Origin of the sequence: uncultured Algibacter sp. (assembly GCF_947487575.1) — a bacterium.
Classification (GTDB): Bacteria; Bacteroidota; Bacteroidia; order Flavobacteriales; family Flavobacteriaceae; genus Algibacter_B.
In genome coordinates this window covers 73,993-95,175 of sequence record NZ_CANKXG010000011.1, presented here as the reverse complement: position 1 = coordinate 95,175, position 21,183 = coordinate 73,993, and the positions used below count along the sequence as shown (strand labels likewise).

At 34.3% G+C, this 21,183-nt stretch carries 18 protein-coding genes and 1 riboswitch; of the genes, 3 read left to right on the top strand and 15 right to left on the bottom strand.

Going from position 1 to position 21,183, the window contains the following annotated elements:
* Positions 1 to 57: 57 nt before the first annotated feature.
* The 9 genes from Q0870_RS13085 to Q0870_RS13045 form a co-directional block, all read right to left on the bottom strand.
* Positions 58 to 1,113 carry an NAD(P)/FAD-dependent oxidoreductase gene (locus Q0870_RS13085; protein ID WP_298556026.1) on the bottom strand — a complete coding sequence of 352 codons (1,056 nt, stop codon included), beginning with the start codon at positions 1,111 to 1,113 and terminating at the stop codon, positions 58 to 60.
* 1 nt (position 1,114) lies between these two features.
* Positions 1,115 to 1,699, bottom strand: coding sequence for a bifunctional precorrin-2 dehydrogenase/sirohydrochlorin ferrochelatase (locus Q0870_RS13080; RefSeq protein WP_298556024.1), 585 nt, complete (start codon positions 1,697 to 1,699; stop codon positions 1,115 to 1,117).
* Positions 1,700 to 1,702: 3 nt separating this feature from the next.
* Positions 1,703 to 2,464 carry a uroporphyrinogen-III C-methyltransferase gene (cobA, locus tag Q0870_RS13075; RefSeq protein WP_298556022.1) on the bottom strand — a complete coding sequence of 254 codons (762 nt, stop codon included), beginning with the start codon at positions 2,462 to 2,464 and terminating at the stop codon, positions 1,703 to 1,705.
* A gap of 9 nt (positions 2,465 to 2,473) precedes the next feature.
* Positions 2,474 to 4,579, bottom strand: coding sequence for a HEPN domain-containing protein (locus Q0870_RS13070; protein WP_298556020.1), 2,106 nt, complete (start codon positions 4,577 to 4,579; stop codon positions 2,474 to 2,476).
* Between the two features lie 51 nt (positions 4,580 to 4,630).
* The gene (locus Q0870_RS13065) at positions 4,631 to 5,878 is read right to left on the bottom strand and encodes a GTP-binding protein (RefSeq protein ID WP_298556018.1); all 1,248 of its coding nucleotides are present in this window, start codon (positions 5,876 to 5,878) and stop codon (positions 4,631 to 4,633) included.
* A 153-nt stretch (positions 5,879 to 6,031) separates the two neighbouring features.
* Positions 6,032 to 6,937 carry a sulfate adenylyltransferase subunit CysD gene (gene cysD, locus Q0870_RS13060; protein ID WP_298556016.1) on the bottom strand — a complete coding sequence of 302 codons (906 nt, stop codon included), beginning with the start codon at positions 6,935 to 6,937 and terminating at the stop codon, positions 6,032 to 6,034.
* Between the two features lie 46 nt (positions 6,938 to 6,983).
* Positions 6,984 to 7,604: a phosphoadenosine phosphosulfate reductase family protein gene (locus Q0870_RS13055; RefSeq protein WP_298556014.1), complete on the bottom strand. Its 621-nt coding sequence runs from the start codon at positions 7,602 to 7,604 to the stop codon at positions 6,984 to 6,986.
* A gap of 12 nt (positions 7,605 to 7,616) precedes the next feature.
* Positions 7,617 to 7,874, bottom strand: a complete 258-nt coding sequence (locus tag Q0870_RS13050) for a DUF2061 domain-containing protein (RefSeq protein WP_298556012.1) — start codon at positions 7,872 to 7,874, stop codon at positions 7,617 to 7,619.
* 166 nt (positions 7,875 to 8,040) lie between these two features.
* Positions 8,041 to 8,454, bottom strand: a complete 414-nt coding sequence (locus Q0870_RS13045; RefSeq protein ID WP_298556010.1) for an Rrf2 family transcriptional regulator — start codon at positions 8,452 to 8,454, stop codon at positions 8,041 to 8,043.
* A gap of 338 nt (positions 8,455 to 8,792) precedes the next feature.
* On the opposite strand from Q0870_RS13045, the gene Q0870_RS13040 reads away from it, so the two are divergent.
* On the top strand, positions 8,793 to 9,683 hold the full coding sequence (locus Q0870_RS13040) for a hypothetical protein (RefSeq protein ID WP_298556008.1): 891 nt from the start codon (positions 8,793 to 8,795) through the stop codon (positions 9,681 to 9,683).
* 3 nt (positions 9,684 to 9,686) lie between these two features.
* Here the strand turns inward: Q0870_RS13040 and Q0870_RS13035 are convergent, their stop codons facing one another.
* The 5 genes from Q0870_RS13035 to Q0870_RS13015 all read right to left on the bottom strand — a co-directional run bounded on the left by Q0870_RS13035 (position 9,687) and on the right by Q0870_RS13015 (position 16,738).
* Positions 9,687 to 10,859, bottom strand: a complete 1,173-nt coding sequence (locus Q0870_RS13035) for an aminotransferase class I/II-fold pyridoxal phosphate-dependent enzyme (RefSeq protein ID WP_298556092.1) — start codon at positions 10,857 to 10,859, stop codon at positions 9,687 to 9,689.
* 139 nt (positions 10,860 to 10,998) lie between these two features.
* The gene (locus tag Q0870_RS13030; protein ID WP_298556006.1) at positions 10,999 to 11,640 is read right to left on the bottom strand and encodes a hypothetical protein; all 642 of its coding nucleotides are present in this window, start codon (positions 11,638 to 11,640) and stop codon (positions 10,999 to 11,001) included.
* A 25-nt stretch (positions 11,641 to 11,665) separates the two neighbouring features.
* Positions 11,666 to 15,064 (bottom strand): bifunctional aspartate kinase/homoserine dehydrogenase I, encoded by a 3,399-nt coding sequence (gene thrA / locus Q0870_RS13025; RefSeq protein WP_298556004.1) that lies wholly within the window; start codon positions 15,062 to 15,064, stop codon positions 11,666 to 11,668.
* A 48-nt stretch (positions 15,065 to 15,112) separates the two neighbouring features.
* Positions 15,113 to 15,286: a hypothetical protein gene (locus Q0870_RS13020; RefSeq protein WP_298556003.1), complete on the bottom strand. Its 174-nt coding sequence runs from the start codon at positions 15,284 to 15,286 to the stop codon at positions 15,113 to 15,115.
* Between the two features lie 177 nt (positions 15,287 to 15,463).
* Complete coding sequence (locus Q0870_RS13015) at positions 15,464 to 16,738, bottom strand: O-acetylhomoserine aminocarboxypropyltransferase/cysteine synthase family protein (protein WP_298341932.1); 1,275 nt, start codon at positions 16,736 to 16,738, stop codon at positions 15,464 to 15,466.
* Positions 16,739 to 16,896: 158 nt separating this feature from the next.
* Positions 16,897 to 17,021, bottom strand: a riboswitch (SAM riboswitch).
* 431 nt (positions 17,022 to 17,452) lie between these two features.
* On the opposite strand from Q0870_RS13015, the gene Q0870_RS13010 reads away from it, so the two are divergent.
* Both Q0870_RS13010 and Q0870_RS13005 read left to right on the top strand, forming a co-directional pair.
* Complete coding sequence (locus Q0870_RS13010) at positions 17,453 to 17,974, top strand: hypothetical protein (protein WP_298556002.1); 522 nt, start codon at positions 17,453 to 17,455, stop codon at positions 17,972 to 17,974.
* A 419-nt stretch (positions 17,975 to 18,393) separates the two neighbouring features.
* Complete coding sequence (locus tag Q0870_RS13005; RefSeq protein WP_298556000.1) at positions 18,394 to 19,257, top strand: hypothetical protein; 864 nt, start codon at positions 18,394 to 18,396, stop codon at positions 19,255 to 19,257.
* Positions 19,258 to 19,551: 294 nt separating this feature from the next.
* Here the strand turns inward: Q0870_RS13005 and Q0870_RS13000 are convergent, their stop codons facing one another.
* Positions 19,552 to 21,096 (bottom strand): hypothetical protein, encoded by a 1,545-nt coding sequence (locus Q0870_RS13000; protein ID WP_298555999.1) that lies wholly within the window; start codon positions 21,094 to 21,096, stop codon positions 19,552 to 19,554.
* Positions 21,097 to 21,183: the final 87 nt, after the last annotated feature.

Sequence of the window (21,183 nt, the reverse complement as noted above, 5' to 3'; positions counted from 1 at the left end):
ATCCCGCGGTTTTAAAAGAAAAATCGCGGGATAGTTTTTATAATAAAAAGTTAAATTTTAATTTATAGCTTGAACAACCGCTTTTGGTGCTTCTTTACGTGTACCGTCAAAACCATTTACACCAGAAACTGTAGTGTACTTCAACACAAATTTTTTACCTGGATTAATAATTTTATATGCCGCTTGACACATTATAGTGGCTTCATGAAAACCACAAAGTATTAATTTTAATTTTCCAGGATAAAAATTACCATCTCCAATAGCAAATATCCCAGGGATATTAGTTTGATAATCTAAGGCATTATTAACTTTAATGGCATTTTTCTCTATCTCTAAACCCCAGTTTGCAATAGGTCCTAATTTAGGAGATAACCCAAATAACGGAATAAAATGATCAGTTTCTAATCTAATAGGCTCCTCGTCCTTTTTGGTAATTTCAATAGCTTCAACTTTGCCGTCACCTAGAATATCAGTAACCTCAGCAGGTGTAATTAAGGTGATTTTACCTTCATTTTTCAATTCCTGAACTTTTTCAACAGAATCTAAGTGCCCTCTAAACTCGTTACGTCTGTGTATTAATGTTACACTTTTTGCTACGTCAGCTAAAAATATACTCCAATCTAATGCCGAATCACCACCACCAGCAATCACAACATTTTTATCGCGGTAAAATTCAGGTTCTTTAATCATGTATTCAACCCCTTTATCTTCATATTTAACAAGATTCTCAAGTTGTGGTTTTCTAGGTTCAAAACTTCCTAAACCACTAGCAATCGCTATAACAGGTGCTTGGTGCTGTGTACCTTTATTTGTAGTTACTATAAACGAGCCATCCTCTTGTTTTTCAATAGTCTCAGCGCGTTCACCTAACGTAAATCCAGGTTCAAACTGTTTTCCTTGCTCTAATAAATTATCTGTTAAATCGCCTGCTAAAATTTCAGGAAATCCAGGGATATCATAAATAGGTTTTTTAGGATACAGTTCTGAACATTGCCCACCTGGTTGAGGTAATGCATCAATTAAATGACATTTCAATTTTAATAATCCTGCTTCAAAAACAGTAAATAATCCTGTTGGCCCGGCACCTATGATAAGTATATCAGTCTTAATCATTTTATGATTCTTTTTTTTCTATTAATCCTTTTGTGAATTCGTTTAGGGTTTCCACCTTTTCTTCAAAATCACCTTTTATTGTTTTTCTGTACTCGTTTAAATTCTTCACTAAATCATCAACATTTTCAGGAATCACATCCTCAAAAAACTGACGCAAACGTTTAGCTGTTGTTGGCGATTTTCCGTTGGTACTAATAGCCACTTTTACATTGCCTTTTGTTACGATACCACCCATATAAAAATCGCAATATGGTGGGTTATCGGCAACGTTAACTAATTTGGCTTCTGCTCTGCAATCTTTCCAAACCTGAACATTAACTTCAGGTATGTCTGTCGTTGCAACAACCATATGCTTGCCAATTAAATACTTTTTTTTGTAAACATCTTCAACCAATGTTACACAACCTTTTTTTGCCAGTTCTATAGTACCTGCTCTAAACATAGGCGACACCATAGTAACATATGCATCTGGACTCGATTTTAATAAAAATGTTAATTTTTCTTCAGCAACATTTCCTCCTCCAACAATCAACACATTGAGACTTTTTGCTTTCAAAAAAATAGGATATAAATTATTTCTTTCCATAATTTATTTCTGAACAAATTCTCTTGAAATTGAGTCTAAAACTGCTCGTTCTTTAACAACATCTCCAATAACTATAATTGCTGGAGCTGCTAATTGTTTCTCCTTTACAACTTGTTGAATATTTCGTATGGTTCCAAACCCAACATTTTCATTGCCTCGAGTTCCATTTTGGATGATAGCAACAGGCGTGTTACGTTTATTTTCAGCATAAAAAACCTTAACAATATCACTCAACTTATGCATGCCCATTAAAATAACAATGGTTGCTGTCGATTTTGCTGCTAATTCAACATCTGCCGACAACGCATGGTCTTTTGTAGTAGCTGTAACTACCCAGAAACTTTCTGAAGCCCCTCGTTTTGTTAATGGAATTCCTTGATAAGCAGGAACAGCCAAAGCTGATGAAATACCCGGAACCACATAAGTTTCTAAACCAAAACCTCTTACATAATCAATCTCTTCTGCACCGCGACCAAAAATAAATGGGTCGCCACCTTTTAATCGTACCACATGCCCTTTCTCTTTGGCTTTAGTAACAATTAACTCATTGATTTGCTCCTGCTGAAACACATAACAACCTCTACGTTTCCCCACAAAAATACGTTCGGTATCTTCCGATGCATATTTAAGCAACGATTCGTTGATAAGCGCATCATATAATATGACATCCGCCGACTCAATAGCTTTAATCGCTTTTAAAGTGATTAATTCCTCGTCTCCAGGACCAGCACCTACAACAGTTAATTTTGGGGTATTAATGTTCATTTCTTTTTCTTAAACCGCTTTCTTTTCTAGTTCAGTTTGAGCTTCTCTAAATGCTCTAACTTTAGCTAAAAACTGATTTGCATTTTCAATATATTTTGATGCAAAATCTTTAGTGGGTGCAAATTTATTAATTTGATATATCAATTCTGAAAAAGAAGTACCTAAATCGATTCTTCCGCTTGCGACAAATAATTCATCAAACTGAGAAATAATCCCTGCATGCGTATTTGTCTTTTTGTTTTCAGCTAATAATAACGCTTTTGCAGAATTCACTAAAGATTGGTATGCTAAATAAATAGCTCCAGAGTACACACCGTTACCAAAAGATTCATTAGCATTTTCAATTTTCTCTTCACTTTCAAAGAATAAGGTTGCTATTAAATCGATAACTACACCTGCACATTCTCCAATTCCAATCTCTTTTACATACTTCTCTTCTTCTCCCCAATCGATAAAATCAGCTTGAGTTAAATTAGTAGCATCTTGTAAATCGTTTAAGAAATCGTAGAAATACTTTTCGCCTTTTTCTTGGTAGTACTCCACAAACTGTTTACCGTTGGCATGTGCTTCATAATCATTTAATATTCTACGTAATGCTTCTGGCCCTCTTTTACTTGGTACTTTTACTACTTTATCTGCAAATGTTGCGTTACCGTCACCTTGGTTACCACCACCAAGCAATACTTGTAATGCTGGCGCTACTAATTTATCTGGCGTACGCACGGTCATACCTTGGAAACCAATATTTGCCATATTGTGTTGTCCACATGCATTCATACAACCACTAATTTTAATAACTAAATCTTCGTTTTTTAAATATTGCGGGTATTCTGCTTTTATAACACGCTCTAATTCTTCTGCAATACCGGTACTACTCGCAATACCTAAGTTACAAGTGTCAGTTCCTGGGCATGCTGTAATATCAACCGCTTTATTATAACCCGCTTCAACAAATCCTAATTTCTCTAACTCTTGATAGAAAAATGGCACTAAATCTTCCTTAACAAAAGGGATTACTATATTTTGACGCAATGTTAAACGTACTTCTCCAGCTCCATATTTATCAACTAAATCAGCTAATAAGCGTGCTTTATCTGTATAAAAATCCCCTAATAAAACCTTAATCCCGATACCTAAATAACCCTCTTGTTTTTGAGGTATTAAGTTAGTAGATTTCCAAGTTTCAAAAGCTTGTTGGTCTTTAATTTCAACCGTTGGAATTTCAGTAATCTCAACTGGTGTTGATGCCACATAAGCATCAGCATCAATGGCAACACTTTTAAATTCAATCGCTTTTTGCTCTTCAGCTATTAAATCTCTAAACGCTTCTAATCCGATATCTTTTAATAAGAATTTCATTCTTGCTTTAGCACGACTTTTGCGCTCTCCAAAACGGTCAAAAACTCTTAAAACACCTTCCATGATTGGAATAATTTTATCTGTCTCTACAAAATCAAACAATACATCAGCATGACGTGGTTGAGAACCTAAGCCTCCGCCCACCATGACTTTGAAACCACGAACACCGTCTTTTACTTTGGCAATGTATCCTATATCATGTAAGTACGACAAACCCGTATCTTCATCTGTTGAAGAAAAAGATACTTTGAATTTACGCCCCATTTCCTGACAAATAGCATTACGCAAAAAGAATTTATATAAAGCATCTGCATAAGGCGATACATCGAATGGCTCATCAATATCAATACCTGCAGTTTCAGAAGCTGTTACGTTTCTTACAACATTTCCACAAGCTTCACGAACGGTAACTTCATCTTTTTCAAGTTCAGCCCAAAGTTCAGGAGTTCTATTCAAATCCACATAATGAATTTGAATATCTTGACGTGTTGTAATGTGTAATCGTCCTCTTGAATATTCATCAGAAACCGCTGCAATTCTGCGTAACTGATTACTTTTTAGCTTTCCGTAAGGCACCTTAATACGAATCATTTGAACGCCTTCTTGACGCTGACCGTATACACCACGAGCTAAACGTAGACTTCTAAATTTTTCCTCGTCAATTTTACCGTTATGAAAAAGCTCAATTTTATTAGCTAATTCTATAATATCCTTTTGGACTATCGGATTTTCTATTTCTGTTTCGAAACTTTTCATGCTATACCTGACTTTTCCTTTTTTTTGAAAAGCATTTTTTAATTTATATTTCTACTGAATAAAACCAGCTCCAACCGTACTATTTGATTGCGGGTCAATTAAAATAAAAGAACCATTTGTTCTATGGTTTTTAAATTGGTCGTAAAAAATTGGTTTGTTTAATTTAAATGTTACCGAAGCAATATCATTTATTGATAAACCTGTTACATCCTTTTCAAAACCGGAATAATCTGGATTAATTTTATGATTGATTCTATCAACTTTCGCTAATACTTTATTGACACCATGCTGAACAATATATTTTCCTCCTGGAGTTAATTGATCTGTATCCATCCAACATACATTGGCAGTAAATTGTTTATCTATAGTTGGTAAATCGTTTTCTTTAACAATCATATCACCACGACTTACATTGATATCATTTTCTAATGTGATAGTCACTGAAGAACGTCTTGATGCCGTTTCATACTTTTCATCATAAAAATAAATATCTTTGATTTTAGACCTAGTTTTTGAAGGTAATACAATAATATCATCTCCAACACTTAAATCGCCTCCGTATACTTTTCCAGCATACCCTCTATAATCATGGAAATCTTCCGTTTTTGGACGAATTACATATTGCACTGGAAAACGTGGTGTTCCTACGTTAAAAATATCAGCTTTATCTAAAGTCTCTAAATGCTCTAACAACGCTTCGCCTTTATACCAAGGCATAGCCTCAGTTTTGTTTACAACATTATCACCTTTTAAAGCACTTACAGGAATGAAAGTGATTTTCTGGTCTTGATAGTCTCTTTTGCTCATCAATTCAGAAAAATCAGCTTTAATTTTATTATAAACATCTTCTGAATAATCAACTAAATCCATTTTGTTAATCGCAACAACTACATCTTTAATTCTCAATAAATTATTGATGAAAAAATGACGATTAGTTTGCTCAATAACACCTTTTCTAGCATCAATTAAGATGATAGACGCTTGTGATGTTGAAGCTCCCGTTACCATGTTACGTGTATATTCAACATGACCAGGAGTATCTGCAATAATGTAGCTTTTCTTTTTAGTTGAAAAGTAAATATGTGCGACATCAATTGTGATACCTTGCTCTCTTTCGGCAACTAAACCATCCGTAGCTAATGAAAAATCTAAGTAATCATAACCACGTTGTTTACTTGTTTTTTCAATGGCTTCTAACTTATCTGTAGTTAAGGATTTCGTATCGTAAAGAATACGTCCTATCAACGTACTTTTTCCGTCATCTACACTTCCTGCTGTTGCTATTTTTAATACTTCCATTTTTGTTGTTATTGGTTACTAGTTACTGGTTATTAGTTATTCGATTATCCTAAACCCCAATAAAACTTCAGTAACTTATTTTTTAATATTTTTTTGAGATTTTAAGTTTTGATTGGCTACCATTAACTAATAACCAAAAACTATTAACCATTTCTAGAAATATCCTTGTTGTTTACGTTTTTCCATCGCTGCTTCTGAACGCTTATCGTCAATACGAGCACCACGTTCTGAAATTGTAGAGTCTCTAATTTCTTCTACCACTTTAGAAATAGAAACCGCATCAGACAATACGGCTGCTGTACAACTCATATCTCCAACGGTTCTAAAACGCACCATTTTTTCAACAACCTCTTCATTTTCATCTCTGTAAACTACATCATCTTCAGCAGACCAAATCATACCGTCTCGTAAAAACACGTTACGTTTATGAGCAAAATATATTGATGGAATTTCAATATTTTCTTTTTCTATATAAGACCAAACGTCTAGCTCTGTCCAGTTTGAAATTGGAAATACACGTACATTTTGACCATGATCAATTTCACCATTCAACATATCAAATAATTCTGGACGTTGGTTTTTCTCATCCCATTGCCCAAAATCATCACGTACAGAAAAAATACGCTCTTTTGCTCTTGCTTTTTCTTCATCACGACGCGCACCACCAATAGCTGCATCAAATTTAAATTCTTCTAAAGCATCAAGAAGCGTGGTTGTTTGCAACATATTTCTACTTGCGTAACGTCCAGATTCTTCTTTTACTTTACCTTCATCAATTGAATCTTGAACATTTCTAACAATTAATTCTAAACCTAATTCTTTACACAAACGGTCTCTAAATTCGATAGTTTCAGGGAAGTTGTGCCCTGTATCAATATGCATTAATGGAAAAGGAATTTTTGCAGGATAGAATGCTTTAACCGCTAATCTTACCAAAGTAATTGAATCTTTCCCTCCTGAGAATAACAATACAGGTTTTTCAAACTGTGCAGCTACTTCTCTCATGATGTAAATCGCTTCATTTTCGAGCGAATTGATATGTGATGTATCTTTCTTCATTTTTATTATTTTACACCTACAAGGTTTTTAAAACCTTGCAGGAAATTTAAGCGTGTAAGCCACACTCTCTATTTTCTAATGCTTTTGTTGGATCGAAATATTTGAATTCGTTTGGCAAATTATTGTCTTCTAAATACGTATCTAATTTTTCATCAGACCAATAGTAAAACGGACTCACTTTTAAAACGCCATCTTTACTTAAGCTAAAGATACCGATACTGTTTCTAAAAGCTGTTTGTCCTTGACGTAAATTTGTGAACCACACGTTTGGTTTATGCTCTTCCATAGCTCTTTTAAAAGGCTCTAACTTTACTTGCTCAGTAAACAAAGCGTGTTCTGGCGCATCAATACTAGGAATTCCCATAACCACATCTCTGTGAGAAGACGTTTGTTTTGGAACATACAAATGTACATTTAAACTCAAATCTTTAATCACTTGTTCTGCGTGCTTGTATGTTTGGGGTGTATTGTAACCCGTATCACACCAAACTACAGGAATGTTTGATTCTACTTTACTTACCGCATGAAGAATTGCAGCTTCATAAGGTCTAAAGTTAGTTGTAACTACAGCATTATTATTAAGTTCAAAAGCCTTCTGAATAATTTCAGAAGGTGTAGCTTTTTCAAAGTCTTTGTTTAATGCTTCTATTTGATTGTCTGTAAACATAACCTTATCTATTTATCTTCCCCATTTTATAGCATTCCAAATACGCTCATGGAAAAAGTACAATACTAATTTTGTTAAAAAATCTACTGATGCAATGGATGCTGCAACTGAAATTTCGCCAGTTAACACATAAGAAACTACCAGAGTATCTAAAGTACCTACTACTCTCCAACTTAAAGCCTTAGCAACACTCCGTATTGGTTTTTCTCCAACACTATCTTCCTTGTAAGTAGACTTTTGTTTACTCTTTAATAACATTTGCGCTATCATTTGTTGTTATTTTATATTAATCCTATCAATTTAGTAGGGATTACAAAAGTAATACTTTTTTCCACTCTACAAACTATCAAACTTATTTTTTTGAATAATGAAGTATTTTGACGATAAATTGAAGAAAACTTACAGGGTTTTCGTGTAAACTGTGAATTTTTAATCATTAGACACCAGAAAGATCTGCTAATGTTGTATTTCTAAAGACTTTTAGTGTGTTATCTCTCACCTCAATCATGAGTTTATGCACACTACATTTATGTTCGTCAGGGCAATCGTCACACTTTTCGTAATAATTTAAACTTACACAGGGAACCATGGCGATAGGACCTTCAAGAACTCGCATGACATCAGTCATTTTTATTTCAGAAGGCAAACTTCTTAGATAGTAGCCACCATGTTTTCCTTTTTTGGAGCCCAAAATCCCAGACTTCCTTAAAGTTAAAAGAATACCTTCTAAAAACTTCTGCGGAATTTGCTCACTTTTTGCTATAACACTAACCTGAACAGGCATATCGCTTTCACTTCTTGCGATGAAGGTCAAGGCTTTTAGTCCGTATTTGGTTTTTTTAGATAGCATTATGCTAATATAGATAATTTAGTTTTTGCACACTAAAACTACAGAAACATTTAAAAATACTGCCCAATCCCAAATACAAATCCATTACCTCCATTTCCTGTTAAATTAATACCTAAATCAAAGCGCAATACTGCATTAAAAATATATTTATGAAATACCTACTCCTAAAACAGAATATAATCCTATTAATAACACAAGTAGGTTACAATATCATTATTTTCTTTCACCTGTCATTTTCGAACACTTTAAACATCTAATTTAACATCGTAATCCAAGCAGTTTTTATTAAATACCTATATTTGATGTTTAAAAAACATATTCCCCTAAACTAAAATCTCATGAAATACTTTAACATTATATTTTTTTCTTTAATACTGCTATCCTCTTGTTCTAAACCTGAAGCAACAGAAATTGAAGAAGAAAAAACCGCAAGAGATTCTAGAGCACCTATTGTCCCAGGCTATAAAATTTTAAAAATAGAAGAAACGAGCTATTATTTTCCGGGACATCTTAGTAGTAATGCACCAACAACTAGCGATATTATAATAAAACGCGCAAAAACGATTACTTTCGAATATAATGGAGATAACACAATTAAAGAATATTTTGAGTACAGCAAACACGAAGAATATGATTTTGATGACGGCACTATAGGCCCAACAGTAAATAATACTCGGGTACATACAAACAAATATGATTTTCACTATGACCAGAACAGAATAAGTCATATAGATCGATTTAGCACGCAAGTGAACAACAAAGCTAGAATCCCCGCCATTATTGAATTCACCTACTTTGATGATGGTAAATTAAAGACTTACGTTCATAAAAGAATTAGACCTTCATATGTAATCAGGGCTTTTAGCCTAGATTGGAGTAACGATAGGAAAATAATTTTTAACCCTATCTTAACTACTGATAGTGCTTCATGGAAAAAAGGTGATTATTTATTAGATGAGAATGGTGACTTTTTATCATATATTGGTCCTGGTACCTTTTTCGATGACAAAAACAACCCATACGATTTAGTATATCCTAAATACTTATTAGGATATCGCCAGTTTGGCTCTGGAAACAACTTACAACCAGTAGAAATAGAAAAGATTAATAAACCTGAAGAATGTAATTGTGAATATACTTACAACGAATACGACTTTCCAATTACCTATACAAAACGATTTACTAATGGCAAGCCTAATTATGAAATTAAATACACTTACGGATTCTAAAAATTAACCTAAAGCTTGCTCCAAATCAGCAATAATATCATCAATATGTTCCAAACCAAGAGAACAGCGCACCATGCCATCTGTAATACCAGCTGCTATTTTCACATCCTCTTCCACCTTAGCATGTGTGGTACTTGCAGGATGCGTTACAATAGTTCGTGTATCTCCTAAGTTTGCAGACAGAGAACACATCTTTATACTATTTAAAAACGCTCTACCGCCATCTAAACCACCTTCCACTTCAAAGGCTACTATATTACCACCTAAGCGCATTTGCTTTTTTGCAATCTCATATTTAGGATGCGATTTTAAAAACGGATATTTCACCCACTTCACTTTTGGGTGCGCTTCTAAAAACTCTGCCAGTTTCAATGCATTCTCACAATGCTTATCCACACGAATAGCTAATGTTTCTAAAGATTTAGATAGTACCCATGCGTTAAACGGACTCATAGCTGGCCCTGTTAATCTAGAAAACAAATAAATCTCGCGAATCAAGTCCGCTTTACCAACCGTAACACCGCCTAAAACACGCCCTTGGCCATCCATTAATTTCGTAGCCGAATGTATCACCAAATCTGCACCAAATTTTATAGGATTTTGTAAATACGGTGTCGCAAAACAATTATCAATCACCAATAGCAAATCGTGCTTTTTACAAATAGCACTCAACGCTTCCATATCTAAAACATCAACCCCAGGATTTGTTGGCGTCTCTGCATAAATAAACTTGGTATTGGGCTGTATTAAATCCTCAATCGCTTCAACATCATTAATACTAAAATATGAACATTCAATATTCCACTTTGGGAAGTATTTGGTAAACAATCCATGCGTTGCACCAAATACCGAGCTGCAAGACACCACATGATCGCCCGCATCCAGCAAAGTTGCAAATGTAGAAAACACCGCAGCCATACCACTCGCAAAGGCAAATCCTGCTTCCGCGCCCTCCATTTTGCATACTTTATCCACAAACTCGTTTACGTTTGGGTTGCTGTAACGGCTGTACAAATCGCGCTGTTTTTCCTCCGCGAAAGAAGCTCTCATTTCCTCCGCATCGTCAAATACAAACCCCGACGTTAAGTACAGGGGTACAGAATGTTCCGAAAACTGAGTGCGTTCACTCTGCGTTCTTATCGCGTCGGTTTCAAATTTTTTATGGCTCACTTTAATTCTTTTTTTTATTTTATTATTTGGGCATTTCCCTATCGGGTCGGGCTTTTCGTTCCAAGTCCTCGCACCTCCTTCGTCGGGCTGTGGGCTTTCCTCTGCAATCCCTAATGCACTTGTTTGCTAGGGTTTGGTTTTAAACCTAAACTTTCGGGTTTACTTTTACTGATATCGAGTTTTGCTCATTTATCAATATATTTTTCAAAAATTCATTTTCTATTTTAATGATAGAATTTTGTTTGTGCCTTATGTGTGCTAACACACTTACTAAAGGGGTATCTTTGTAAAAATAATCTAGATATCGAATTTTTTTTCTATTTCTAGTTCGAAAATCCATTGTAGCACAAACTCCGTTAATTCTCTTTTTTAGATTTTTATCTTTAACCAGTTTTAGAATTTCTATTCTATATTTTTCCGTCTTAGATATAAACTCTATTCCTTTTTTACTGTAGGTTTCTTTAGTAAAAAAGAAGTCATTTGAATATTCTTTTTTAGAAACTTCACCTTCATAATCAGTTGGGTCTATTATTTTTTTATTATCAACTAAGTCTGTACAGATTTTTTCCAAATAATTAAGATATTCTTTTGTCAAACTGTCATAGACTCTTGCTGATTTATTTTTAATTAACTCGTTATTGTAAAGATTCTCAGAAACTTGAATTTCAACTATTTCACTAGATTGAATAAACTCTTCGCTTAATAAACCATACATAAAATATGGTTGTTCCTCTTTCTTACAAGAAAAAACAAGAATCAATATTGATAAAAAAGTAATTTTTTTCATTTGATGTTGTTCAATTTACTTCGAACTAATTAATATGCTTACTCAACCTCAAAATATCTCCAAACACACCACGCGCAGTAACCTCAGCTCCAGCTCCTGCCCCTTGAATCACAATAGGTTGCTCACCATAACTCTCGGTAAATATTTCAAAAATAGCATCACTACCTTTTACATGCCCCAACGTACTATCCTCTGGAATAGACACTAACTTCACTTCCAAATTCCCTTTGTCTTGAGATAAATCTCCCGATAAATCACCAACATATCTTAGCACATGTCCTTCCTTTTGCTCGTCTTTCAACTTCTGATATTGCGCATCTAAAACCTCTAACTGACTCAAAAATTCCTCCACCGAAATATCTCTATAGGCTTCAGGAATCAAATTCAAGACTTCCACATCTTCAAACTCATTTTGTAAATCTAATTCTCTTGCTAAAATCAATAGTTTTCTAGCCACATCGTTTCCAGAGAAATCTTCACGCGGGTCGGGTTCTGTAAACCCTTTATCAACCGTTTCTTGAATAATGGCACTAAACGGCTTGTCTTCCACAGAAAAATTATTAAATAAATAACTCAATGTTCCTGAAAACACGCCTCTAATTCGTGTGATATTTTCTCCAGATTCGTGTAATAATTTAATCGTATCAATTAACGGTAAACCCGCACCAACTGTAGTTTCGTATAAATACTGTTTGTTGTTTTTCTCTAATTGTACTCGTAATTCGGTATAAAAGGCATGCGAAATGGTATTCGCTATTTTGTTTGATGACACCAAATCGAATCCCGCTTCAACTAACGGAATATAATTGGTATAAAACTCCGAACTCGCCGTATTATCTACCGCTATCAAATTCTCTAAATGATGATTTTTTGCATAAGTAATAACATCTTCAATCGAACTCTTGTACGTACTCGAAGCAATAGCCGTTTCCCAATTGGCATTCGCGCCATTTTTATCCAATACCAATTTTCTGGAATTCGCAATGGCAAACACATTCAAATTGATGCCTTTACGCTTTTCAATATCGTCTTTCGATTTTAATATCTGATTAATCAATGCGCCACCAACGCCACCATGACCAAAAATGGCAATATTTATCTTTTTAGAAATCCCGAAAACCTCACCATGAACTACGTTTACTGCTTTGTGTAATTGCGATTTCTTCACCACCAAACTCACATTCTTGCCCGTAACCGTATTATTAAACAATAAGGGTGTAATCTGGTTTTTAATTAAAGCATTAAACGGTTTATGAAACGAACTTAACTCAATTCCAATAATCGAAATAACCGCAACATCATCAATAACATCAATTTTATTGACATCTTGCGAATAGAAATCGCTTTCAAACTCTCGCTCTAAAGCAATAACTGCTTGGGTAGCTTGGTCTGCATCAATAATCAATCCGATGCCTCTTTCTGAAGAACCCTGAGACACAATGCTCACGCTAATACCGTATTTGCTTAACGCTCCAAAAATTCGTGCATCTACACCAATTTTTCCTAATAAGCCACGCCCTTCTAAATTCAACAAGGCCACATTATCTAAAATAGATAACGACGTCACTTCTTTAGTGCTTGGTCTTGCAGTAATTAGCGTCCCCTCGTCATCAGCATTAAACGTATTTAAAATACGTAAGTTGATATTTTTTTCAACTAAAGGAATAATGGTTTTAGCATGTAACACAGACGTTCCAAAATTGGCTAGTTCATTAGCTTCACTAAAAGATAATTCTCTAATTTGTTTTGCATCAGGAACCAACCCAGGGTCTGCGGTATAAATTCCACTAACATGCGTATAGTTTTGTAATTCTTCAGCATCTAAAAAATTTGCGATTAAAGCAGCAGTATAATTACTACCGTTACGTCCTAAAGTGGTTGTTTCATTCTTTAAATTAGACGCTATAAAACCAGCCACTACATTAACCACACCTTTATTGGCATTAAAATAGGCCTGTGTATTTTCTTTTGAAATTTTTGATAATGGTTGTGCATTGCCAAAAGATTCATCCGTTTTTATAAGTTCTCGCGCATCAGTTGCTTGAGCTTTTACTCCATGCGCATTCAATAAATTTGCAATCAGTTTTATAGATAACAATTCGCCTTGCGCCAATATATTATCCTTGGTTTTTTTACTGTAATCTCGTAACAGGCTAACTCCTTCAAACAACTTATCTAAAACTGAAAATTCTTCAGAAAAATCTATGGTTTTTAAAGGCTCAATTTGATATGCTTTAAACGCTTCTAAATCCTCTTGATACGACGCTCCTTTTAGCGCTTTATTCAAAATAGCATCTAAATCATCTGTTGCTGAACCTCTTGCAGAAACCACAACAGAAATTCTATCGCCAGCTTCCACTTTATTTTTTATAATTGAAAGTACTGTTTCTAAGCCTTTTCCGTTGGCTAAAGATTTACCTCCAAATTTTAATACCTTCATTGGTTTTCTTTTAGAATGTGGCACAAAAATGCCTTCTACAATTTTTTCTAATTGGTCATACTCCATTAAAAATGCATCGTGCCCGTGCACCGAATGTATTTCGTTATACGTTACATTAGGATGTGTTAATGCCAACTGTTTATGCGTTTCACGGTTTTCTTCAGCAGTAAAAAACAAATCAGAATCTACTCCTACAATATGGATTTTGGCTTCTATATTTTCAAGCACATTAAAGTTACTAGAACGACCTTTAGTCACATCAATAGACTTTAATAACTGATTCATCAATTTATAAGCTGATAACTGAAACCGTTCCTGCAACTTTTTACCATGATGCAACAACCAACTTTCGACATTAAAAATCTCTAAATCATCATTTTTAGAACGCTTAAAACGTTCTTTAAACGACTCTGGCGTGCGGTAACACAACATAGCATGCATACGTGCATCGTGTACAGGGTGCTTAGAGTTTAATAAAAACTGTTCTTGTATTTGGCAGTTGGCAATCAACCAATCGGTAGATTTCCAATCGGTAGCCACAACTACCAAATGCTCTGTAAAATCAGGTTGTAACACCGCCATTTCCCAAGCAATACCACCGCCTAAAGAGCCGCCAATTGTGGCGAATAATTTGCCAGTACCTAGCGCTTTTAAGCCTTGTAAAAATAACTTTGCCACATCGCGTGCCACAAAATCTTTATAATTATCAATCACAAAACCATCAAAACCGTTCCCTGGAATATTAAACGCCAACACCGAATACAATTTGGTATCAATAACCTTATCATCACCAATTAAATCTTTCCACCATCCGTTGGCACCAGCCACCTCACTATTTCCTGTCAATGCATGATTAACCAAAACAATGGGCGCACTTCCCAAAGCCTTACCAAAAACTTGGTAGCTTAATTTAATTTCAGGGTTACGCGCACCACTTTCAGTAATGTAATTGGCAATGGTAATATGTTGCAATTCGTGTTTCATAAACAGCCTCCCCTAACCCCTCCAAAGAGGGGGATTTTTACTCTTATGTTATAATTGACGGAATATTAAAAATCCATCAACTTTTATTTTTATTTTTTTGGGCGTTACCCACAAGGGGTCGCGCTTTCCGTTCCAAGTCCTCGCACCTTCTTCGTCGGGCTGTGGGCTTTCCACTGCAATCCCTAACGCGGGTGTATCTGCTAAGGTCTTTTTTATTTCCAAAAGTCGTTTAACTTTTGCTTTTTTACCCACACCTAGCCCCTCCAAGGAGGGGAATGCTTACTGTTATGTTTAAAATCTCACCCTTGCCTTCCCAATACTTCAACTACGCTTACTCAAACGTAACATTCCACATGAGTCAGGTTCCTCCCCTTCGGGGAGGTTAGGTGGGGCTGCTTTTTATATCTTAGCAAATGCTTGTTTTAAATCGGCTTTTAAATCTTCAATATCTTCAATACCAACAGACAATCTTATCAAATCTGTAGACACACCTGCCGAAGCTTGTTCTGCTTCATCCAATTGTTGGTGTGTAGTACTTGACGGGTGAATAATCAATGATTTAGTATCTCCAATATTGGCTAATAAAGAGAATATTTGAGTTTCATCTGCAATGGTTTTTGCAGCATCGAATCCACCTTTATGGCCAAAGGTTACAATACCACTTTGTCCGTTTGGTAAATATTTCTTAGCCAAAGCATTGTATTTACTGCTCTCTAACCCTGGATAGTTTACCCAAGCTACTTCGTCTTGTGCTTCTAACCATTTTGCTAATTCTAAAGCATTTTCACTATGTTGCTTAATTCTAACTGGTAATGTTTCTAAACCTTGAATGATGTTGAATGCATTTGTTGGACTCATAGCGCCACCAAAATCTCTTAAACCTTCTAAAATTAATTTGAATGTGTACGACGCTGCACCTAAAACTTCATGGTATTTTAAACCGTGGTATCCCGCAGATGGCTCAGTAAATTCTGGGAATTTCCCGTTTGCCCAATTGAAAGTACCAGCGTCAATAATGGCGCCGCCTAAAGATGTGCCTTGTCCGCCAATATATTTAGTTAATGAGTGTATAACAATGTTTGCCCCGTGTTTAATTGGATTTAATAATGCTGGTGTTGCCACCGTATTATCAACAATAAAAGGCACTTCTGCCGCTTTAGAATGTGCAGCAATAGCTTCTAAATCTAAAACATCAAGTTTTGGATTCCCTAAAGACTCCACAAAAAATGCTCTAGTATTATCTTGCACAGCATCTTTGAAATTATCAGGGTTTGAAGCATCCACAAATGTTGTTGTAATACCCAATCTTGGAAGCGTAACACTTAATAAATTATACGTACCACCGTATAAACTACTTGATGCCACAACATGGTCACCTGCCTTTAATAATGTTAATAACCCTGTGGCAATAGCTGCTGTTCCTGAAGCAAAAACTACGGCACCAATACCACCTTCTACAGCTGCTAAACGCTCTTGTAAAATTTGGTTGGTTGGGTTGTTTAAACGTGTGTAAATAAACCCTAATTCTTGTAAAGAGAAAAGGTTTGCTGCGTGGTCTGAATTGTTAAATACATACGATGTAGTTTGGTAAATAGGAACTGCTCTTGCTCCTCCGTTTGCTGTTACATCATGACCTGCGTGTAATGCGTTTGTTGCTAATTTTTGATCGCTCATTTTTCTATATCTTATTTAGTTAAACTTAAAGATTCCCGCGTTCGCGAGAATGACAAATTCAATCGAAACTTCAATGCAAAAGCATTTCAGAGTACTTTTTTGACTTAATAGAAAAATGTTATAAAGAATTATTAAAATTACAAAAAGTAATTTCTTTGGGGTTATCTATCCAAACGCCGATAAATGAATCGGTGTTTAAGTAGAATTTAGCACCTTCTTTAATAAGTTTAAAGGGTTGCTAAGGCTTCACGGGGTCTAATCCCTCCACCTTTCTTGATAACATTTCAATAAGTGTTTGAACTTTATAACTGCAAATATCGTATAGAAAAGTTAATCTGCAAATTTTTTGGGATACTATTTTTGTTTTCTTAGTAATTGCAAGTAGCTAGTTATCGAAAATTGCGAATAACGCACTTGATTTTGTAAAAATTTTCAACTACCTTCGTTTAACGGCGGATATAAGCCATTACAACGGCACATATCCGCCGTTGGCAGTAATATTCGAAAATCCAACCCATGAAGAAATTTTTCATTCTAATTATCTATGTTGTATTCTCAAATTGCACTGAAAGGCAAAATGAATTAAATACTCTGAACGAGTTGAAAAATAATGTCTGGATTGATTCATTATGCAATGAGTTCACATTCAAGGATTCAATCATTTCACGAAATCTACTTTATAGAGAAAATTTGATTTTCGACCCAATTGGAAAATTGAACTATAACAATGGAATTGAATTGGAATTTGACAACGGAAATGATGACATCCAAAAATATGTTCTAGAAAACAAGAAAAATACAAGGCTAATATTTAAGAATTTAGACAAAGAAAATGATTATCTGACCTTAATAAAATTAGATTCAATTAAAAGGAATGACTTGAAAATAGAAGAGATACATCTAAAAGTTACACCTTTCTATCTTTATTCAGGTATTCTTGAATTTAATATAAAAAAGGACAAAAAAATAACTTACAGAAAAGGAGATATAGTTAAAAGCGAATTAGAAACCAAAACTCTATCTGATTCAACCTTTGACCAAATAGAACAATATTTAGAAATTCTAGAATTTGATGAATACAATGACAAGTATCGATTTGGAGGACATGATGGAGCACAATATAATTTAACAATAAGAACAAATCGATATACTAAAACTATTGAATCTATTCAATTCCCGACAGAGGGAATACGGAATTTTATTTCATTTATCGATTATAAATTAGAAACTGAATAAAATACTACTGCCAACAACGTGTATAGCTCATTGCGGCTGAATTCCTTATCGGAATTCATTGCAATTTACTATATTTCAGTTACGGCGGAAAATCATAGCCGATTTTCCGCAACGAGCCATACACAAACACGTTAAACGAACTCCTCTAATAAACCACTCTAAGTCCACAAAAGCACTAACCCAAGTAAACACACCTGCGCAAGGGATTACGAATACCGTATAGAAAAGTTAATCTGCAAATTTTTGGTGATACTATTTTTGTTTTCTTAGTAATTGCAAGTAGCTAGTTATAGAAAACTGCGAATGACACACTTGATTTTGTAAAAATTTTCAGCTACCTTCGTTTAACGGCGGATATAAGCCATTAAAGAACGGCGCATATCCGGTAATCCATTCTAAGCAATTTAAACCAATACTATATGGCATTTTTATTATTTCTACTATCAATCGGGTTTTTTATTATAGGCTATATCTGGAAAGAAAGCTGTAAAAAATATGAATTTAACAATAGAACTTCGGGAGGGACGGTTGATTTTGAAAGTTATAGTAAATCAAAAAGACATGGAATAAAAAAATATTGGGCAGGGGCTATGATACATTTTGGAAAAGTATCTCTATTGTTTGCTATTCTAGCAGGAATTTATGGTTTTTTTTCACCCAAAAAAGGACCAGGAAAATTCGAACAAAAAATGATAAACCTATTTTTTCCCGAAAAGGACTCTATTTATCACAGCAAACAAGGGGAAAATTGGTTACTGACTAAATATCAAGGTAAAGAAAAAGAATGGCGTAATCTTTTGGCTGACAGTCTCGAAATAAAAAATGAACAAAATTTAGTATTATTTAGTGATTTAATTGATGAAACAACTAAATATGGTGATTACGATATAGAGAAAATCGAAAGTTTAGGAGACATGTATTTTCGCAGAACATTTAAAGATACCAAAATAAACTTAGATTTATTAAGAGAAGCAAAACGCGTAATTGAACTAGGAGAAAAATATATTTCTTTTGAAGCCACTTTACATAGAAGTAAACCTGGTGAGAACTGGGTTATTGAAAAGTATCTTAATGATAATAAAAATTGGAAATCAAGATTGGCTGTAGAATTGCCTATTCCATTACATAGTCTTGAAGAAATATTGAAGCCTCGAAGAAAATATAAATATTCATTTTGGGAGTCTAAGAATAAATTATTAATCGAATTGAATAAAATTAGTATTCAAGAACTTAGAGAAGCACAAAGAGTTTTAGACGGAGAAGTAAAATATCCATATGAATAACAACTGCTTAGAACAATGGCTATAAGTAATTGCTCGTTCTCGCCTACTTCTGAAAATCCTTGCGGATTTTCAGTTTGGTGTGTACTTGCAAAGTTTTGTGCTAACCCACGCAACTACTCATAGCCGAGACCGTTAAACGAACCTCCACAAACAACCACTTTACAACAGTAAAAGCACTAACCCAAGCAAACAGGCCCCGCGCAAGGGATTGCAGTGGCAGCTTTTGGCGAGGCGTGCATCGAGCCAAAACTATTAACGGAAAGCCCGACCCCTTGTGGGTTGCGCCCTAAAAAATTATACGGTTGTTGCTTTAAATTTATCGCGAATAATGTCGCCAATGGGTCTGTTTTCTATCTTGGATTCTAGCCATGAAATTATGTCTAGATACAAAAATGCACGACTTTGGTAAGGGTCGTTTTCGAATTCTTTTAGTTTTTTATGCAACTTAGTGAATTCACCTTTTACTTCGTGCGGGTAGATGTCGCCCAAACCACGTAAAAATTTAATGAATTCTTTTTGTACTTCGTACAAATCTTCCATTTTTATTAGGAACTTGTATGTGCTTTTTATTAGAACATCTAGGTTGTAATCTAAACCAGCTTCGTAATGCGCTACAAGGTTTAAAATTCTTGAAAAACACAGTAAATCTTCGCGCATTTGCAGCGATTTATTACTAATTATTTTTTCTAAATAATAGATGCATTTTTTGTTGTTTCCTGCTCCAAAATACATGCTGGCTATTTTGTAATAAAAGACCATAATGTGGTGCTCGTCTATACGATTTTTGTAACCTTCCAAACGCTCTAAAACCTCATCTACCAATTGTAACCCATTATTAAAACTACCTTCTATAAAATGCAAATTAAATTTGTTATTGTATATAAATAAAAAAGTTAACCCATCTATATTATCATCTTTTGGAAACCATTTTTCTTTGGTTATGGCTTCAAATCTTGATAATGAAAATTTAAACTTTTCGTATTGACTTAGGTAAAAAAGCGATTCTAACAAATAGTGATTACCCCTGAGAAAAAAGACAGGATTTAGGCCAATCATCTCTTTGTTTTCATAAAACAGATCCACCCATTTTGTGGCATATTTGTAGCATGCTAAGAAATCTACTGTTAAAAAACTGTACCATAATTTGGCTTTGTAAAGCCATAATTTTTCTCTGAAACCCAATTTATTTATATCGTATTTAGGTAGTCTATCATGATAATATTTGTCAATAATCTGATATTCTTCATCATTTTTTACATAGCCCGTTTTTAAAAACAAACCGTATAGTTGTAATGATAAATTGGATAGTTTACTAGCTAAAACGTTTTGCAAACTTAGCTCTTTAGCTTGTATGGTAAGCTCGTCTGCTCTACTACTTATACTTCTTGTAATATATTGAGATTCTATAACTTTTTCTAGTTCTACAATTTCAGAAGCTACATTTTTCTCCTCATGATTAACAGCTAATGTTTTAGCTTTATCTAAGATTTTTAAACTTTGTTTGTAGAGTCCTTTATGGTATAAAATGGTTGCAAAATCTAACTGTTCTCTAATTTGAATGCGAATATCTTGATGCGATGGATTTAACCTTAAACTAATTAAAATTTGTTTATAAAGATGGGCTTTAAGATTAGAAAGTTGCTGTTTTTTTACGATGCCTTTTTTTAAGATAACAGCTTCATCGTAGACATTTATTTTATCTAGAATATTAAAGAGTTTCAAAAATTTTGATTCCTCATTAACCCCTAATCGACCCACGTAAAGCTTGAATTGTCTTTTTTCAGATTTAGACAACGATTTAATCAATACAAATAAGTTATCTTTTTGCTCTTTTGTCATAGTCACAAAAACAATGTTAATAATTTGATTTTCAATTAATTATCATGACACACAGAGGGTTAAACATCGTAATAATAAAATATAAAG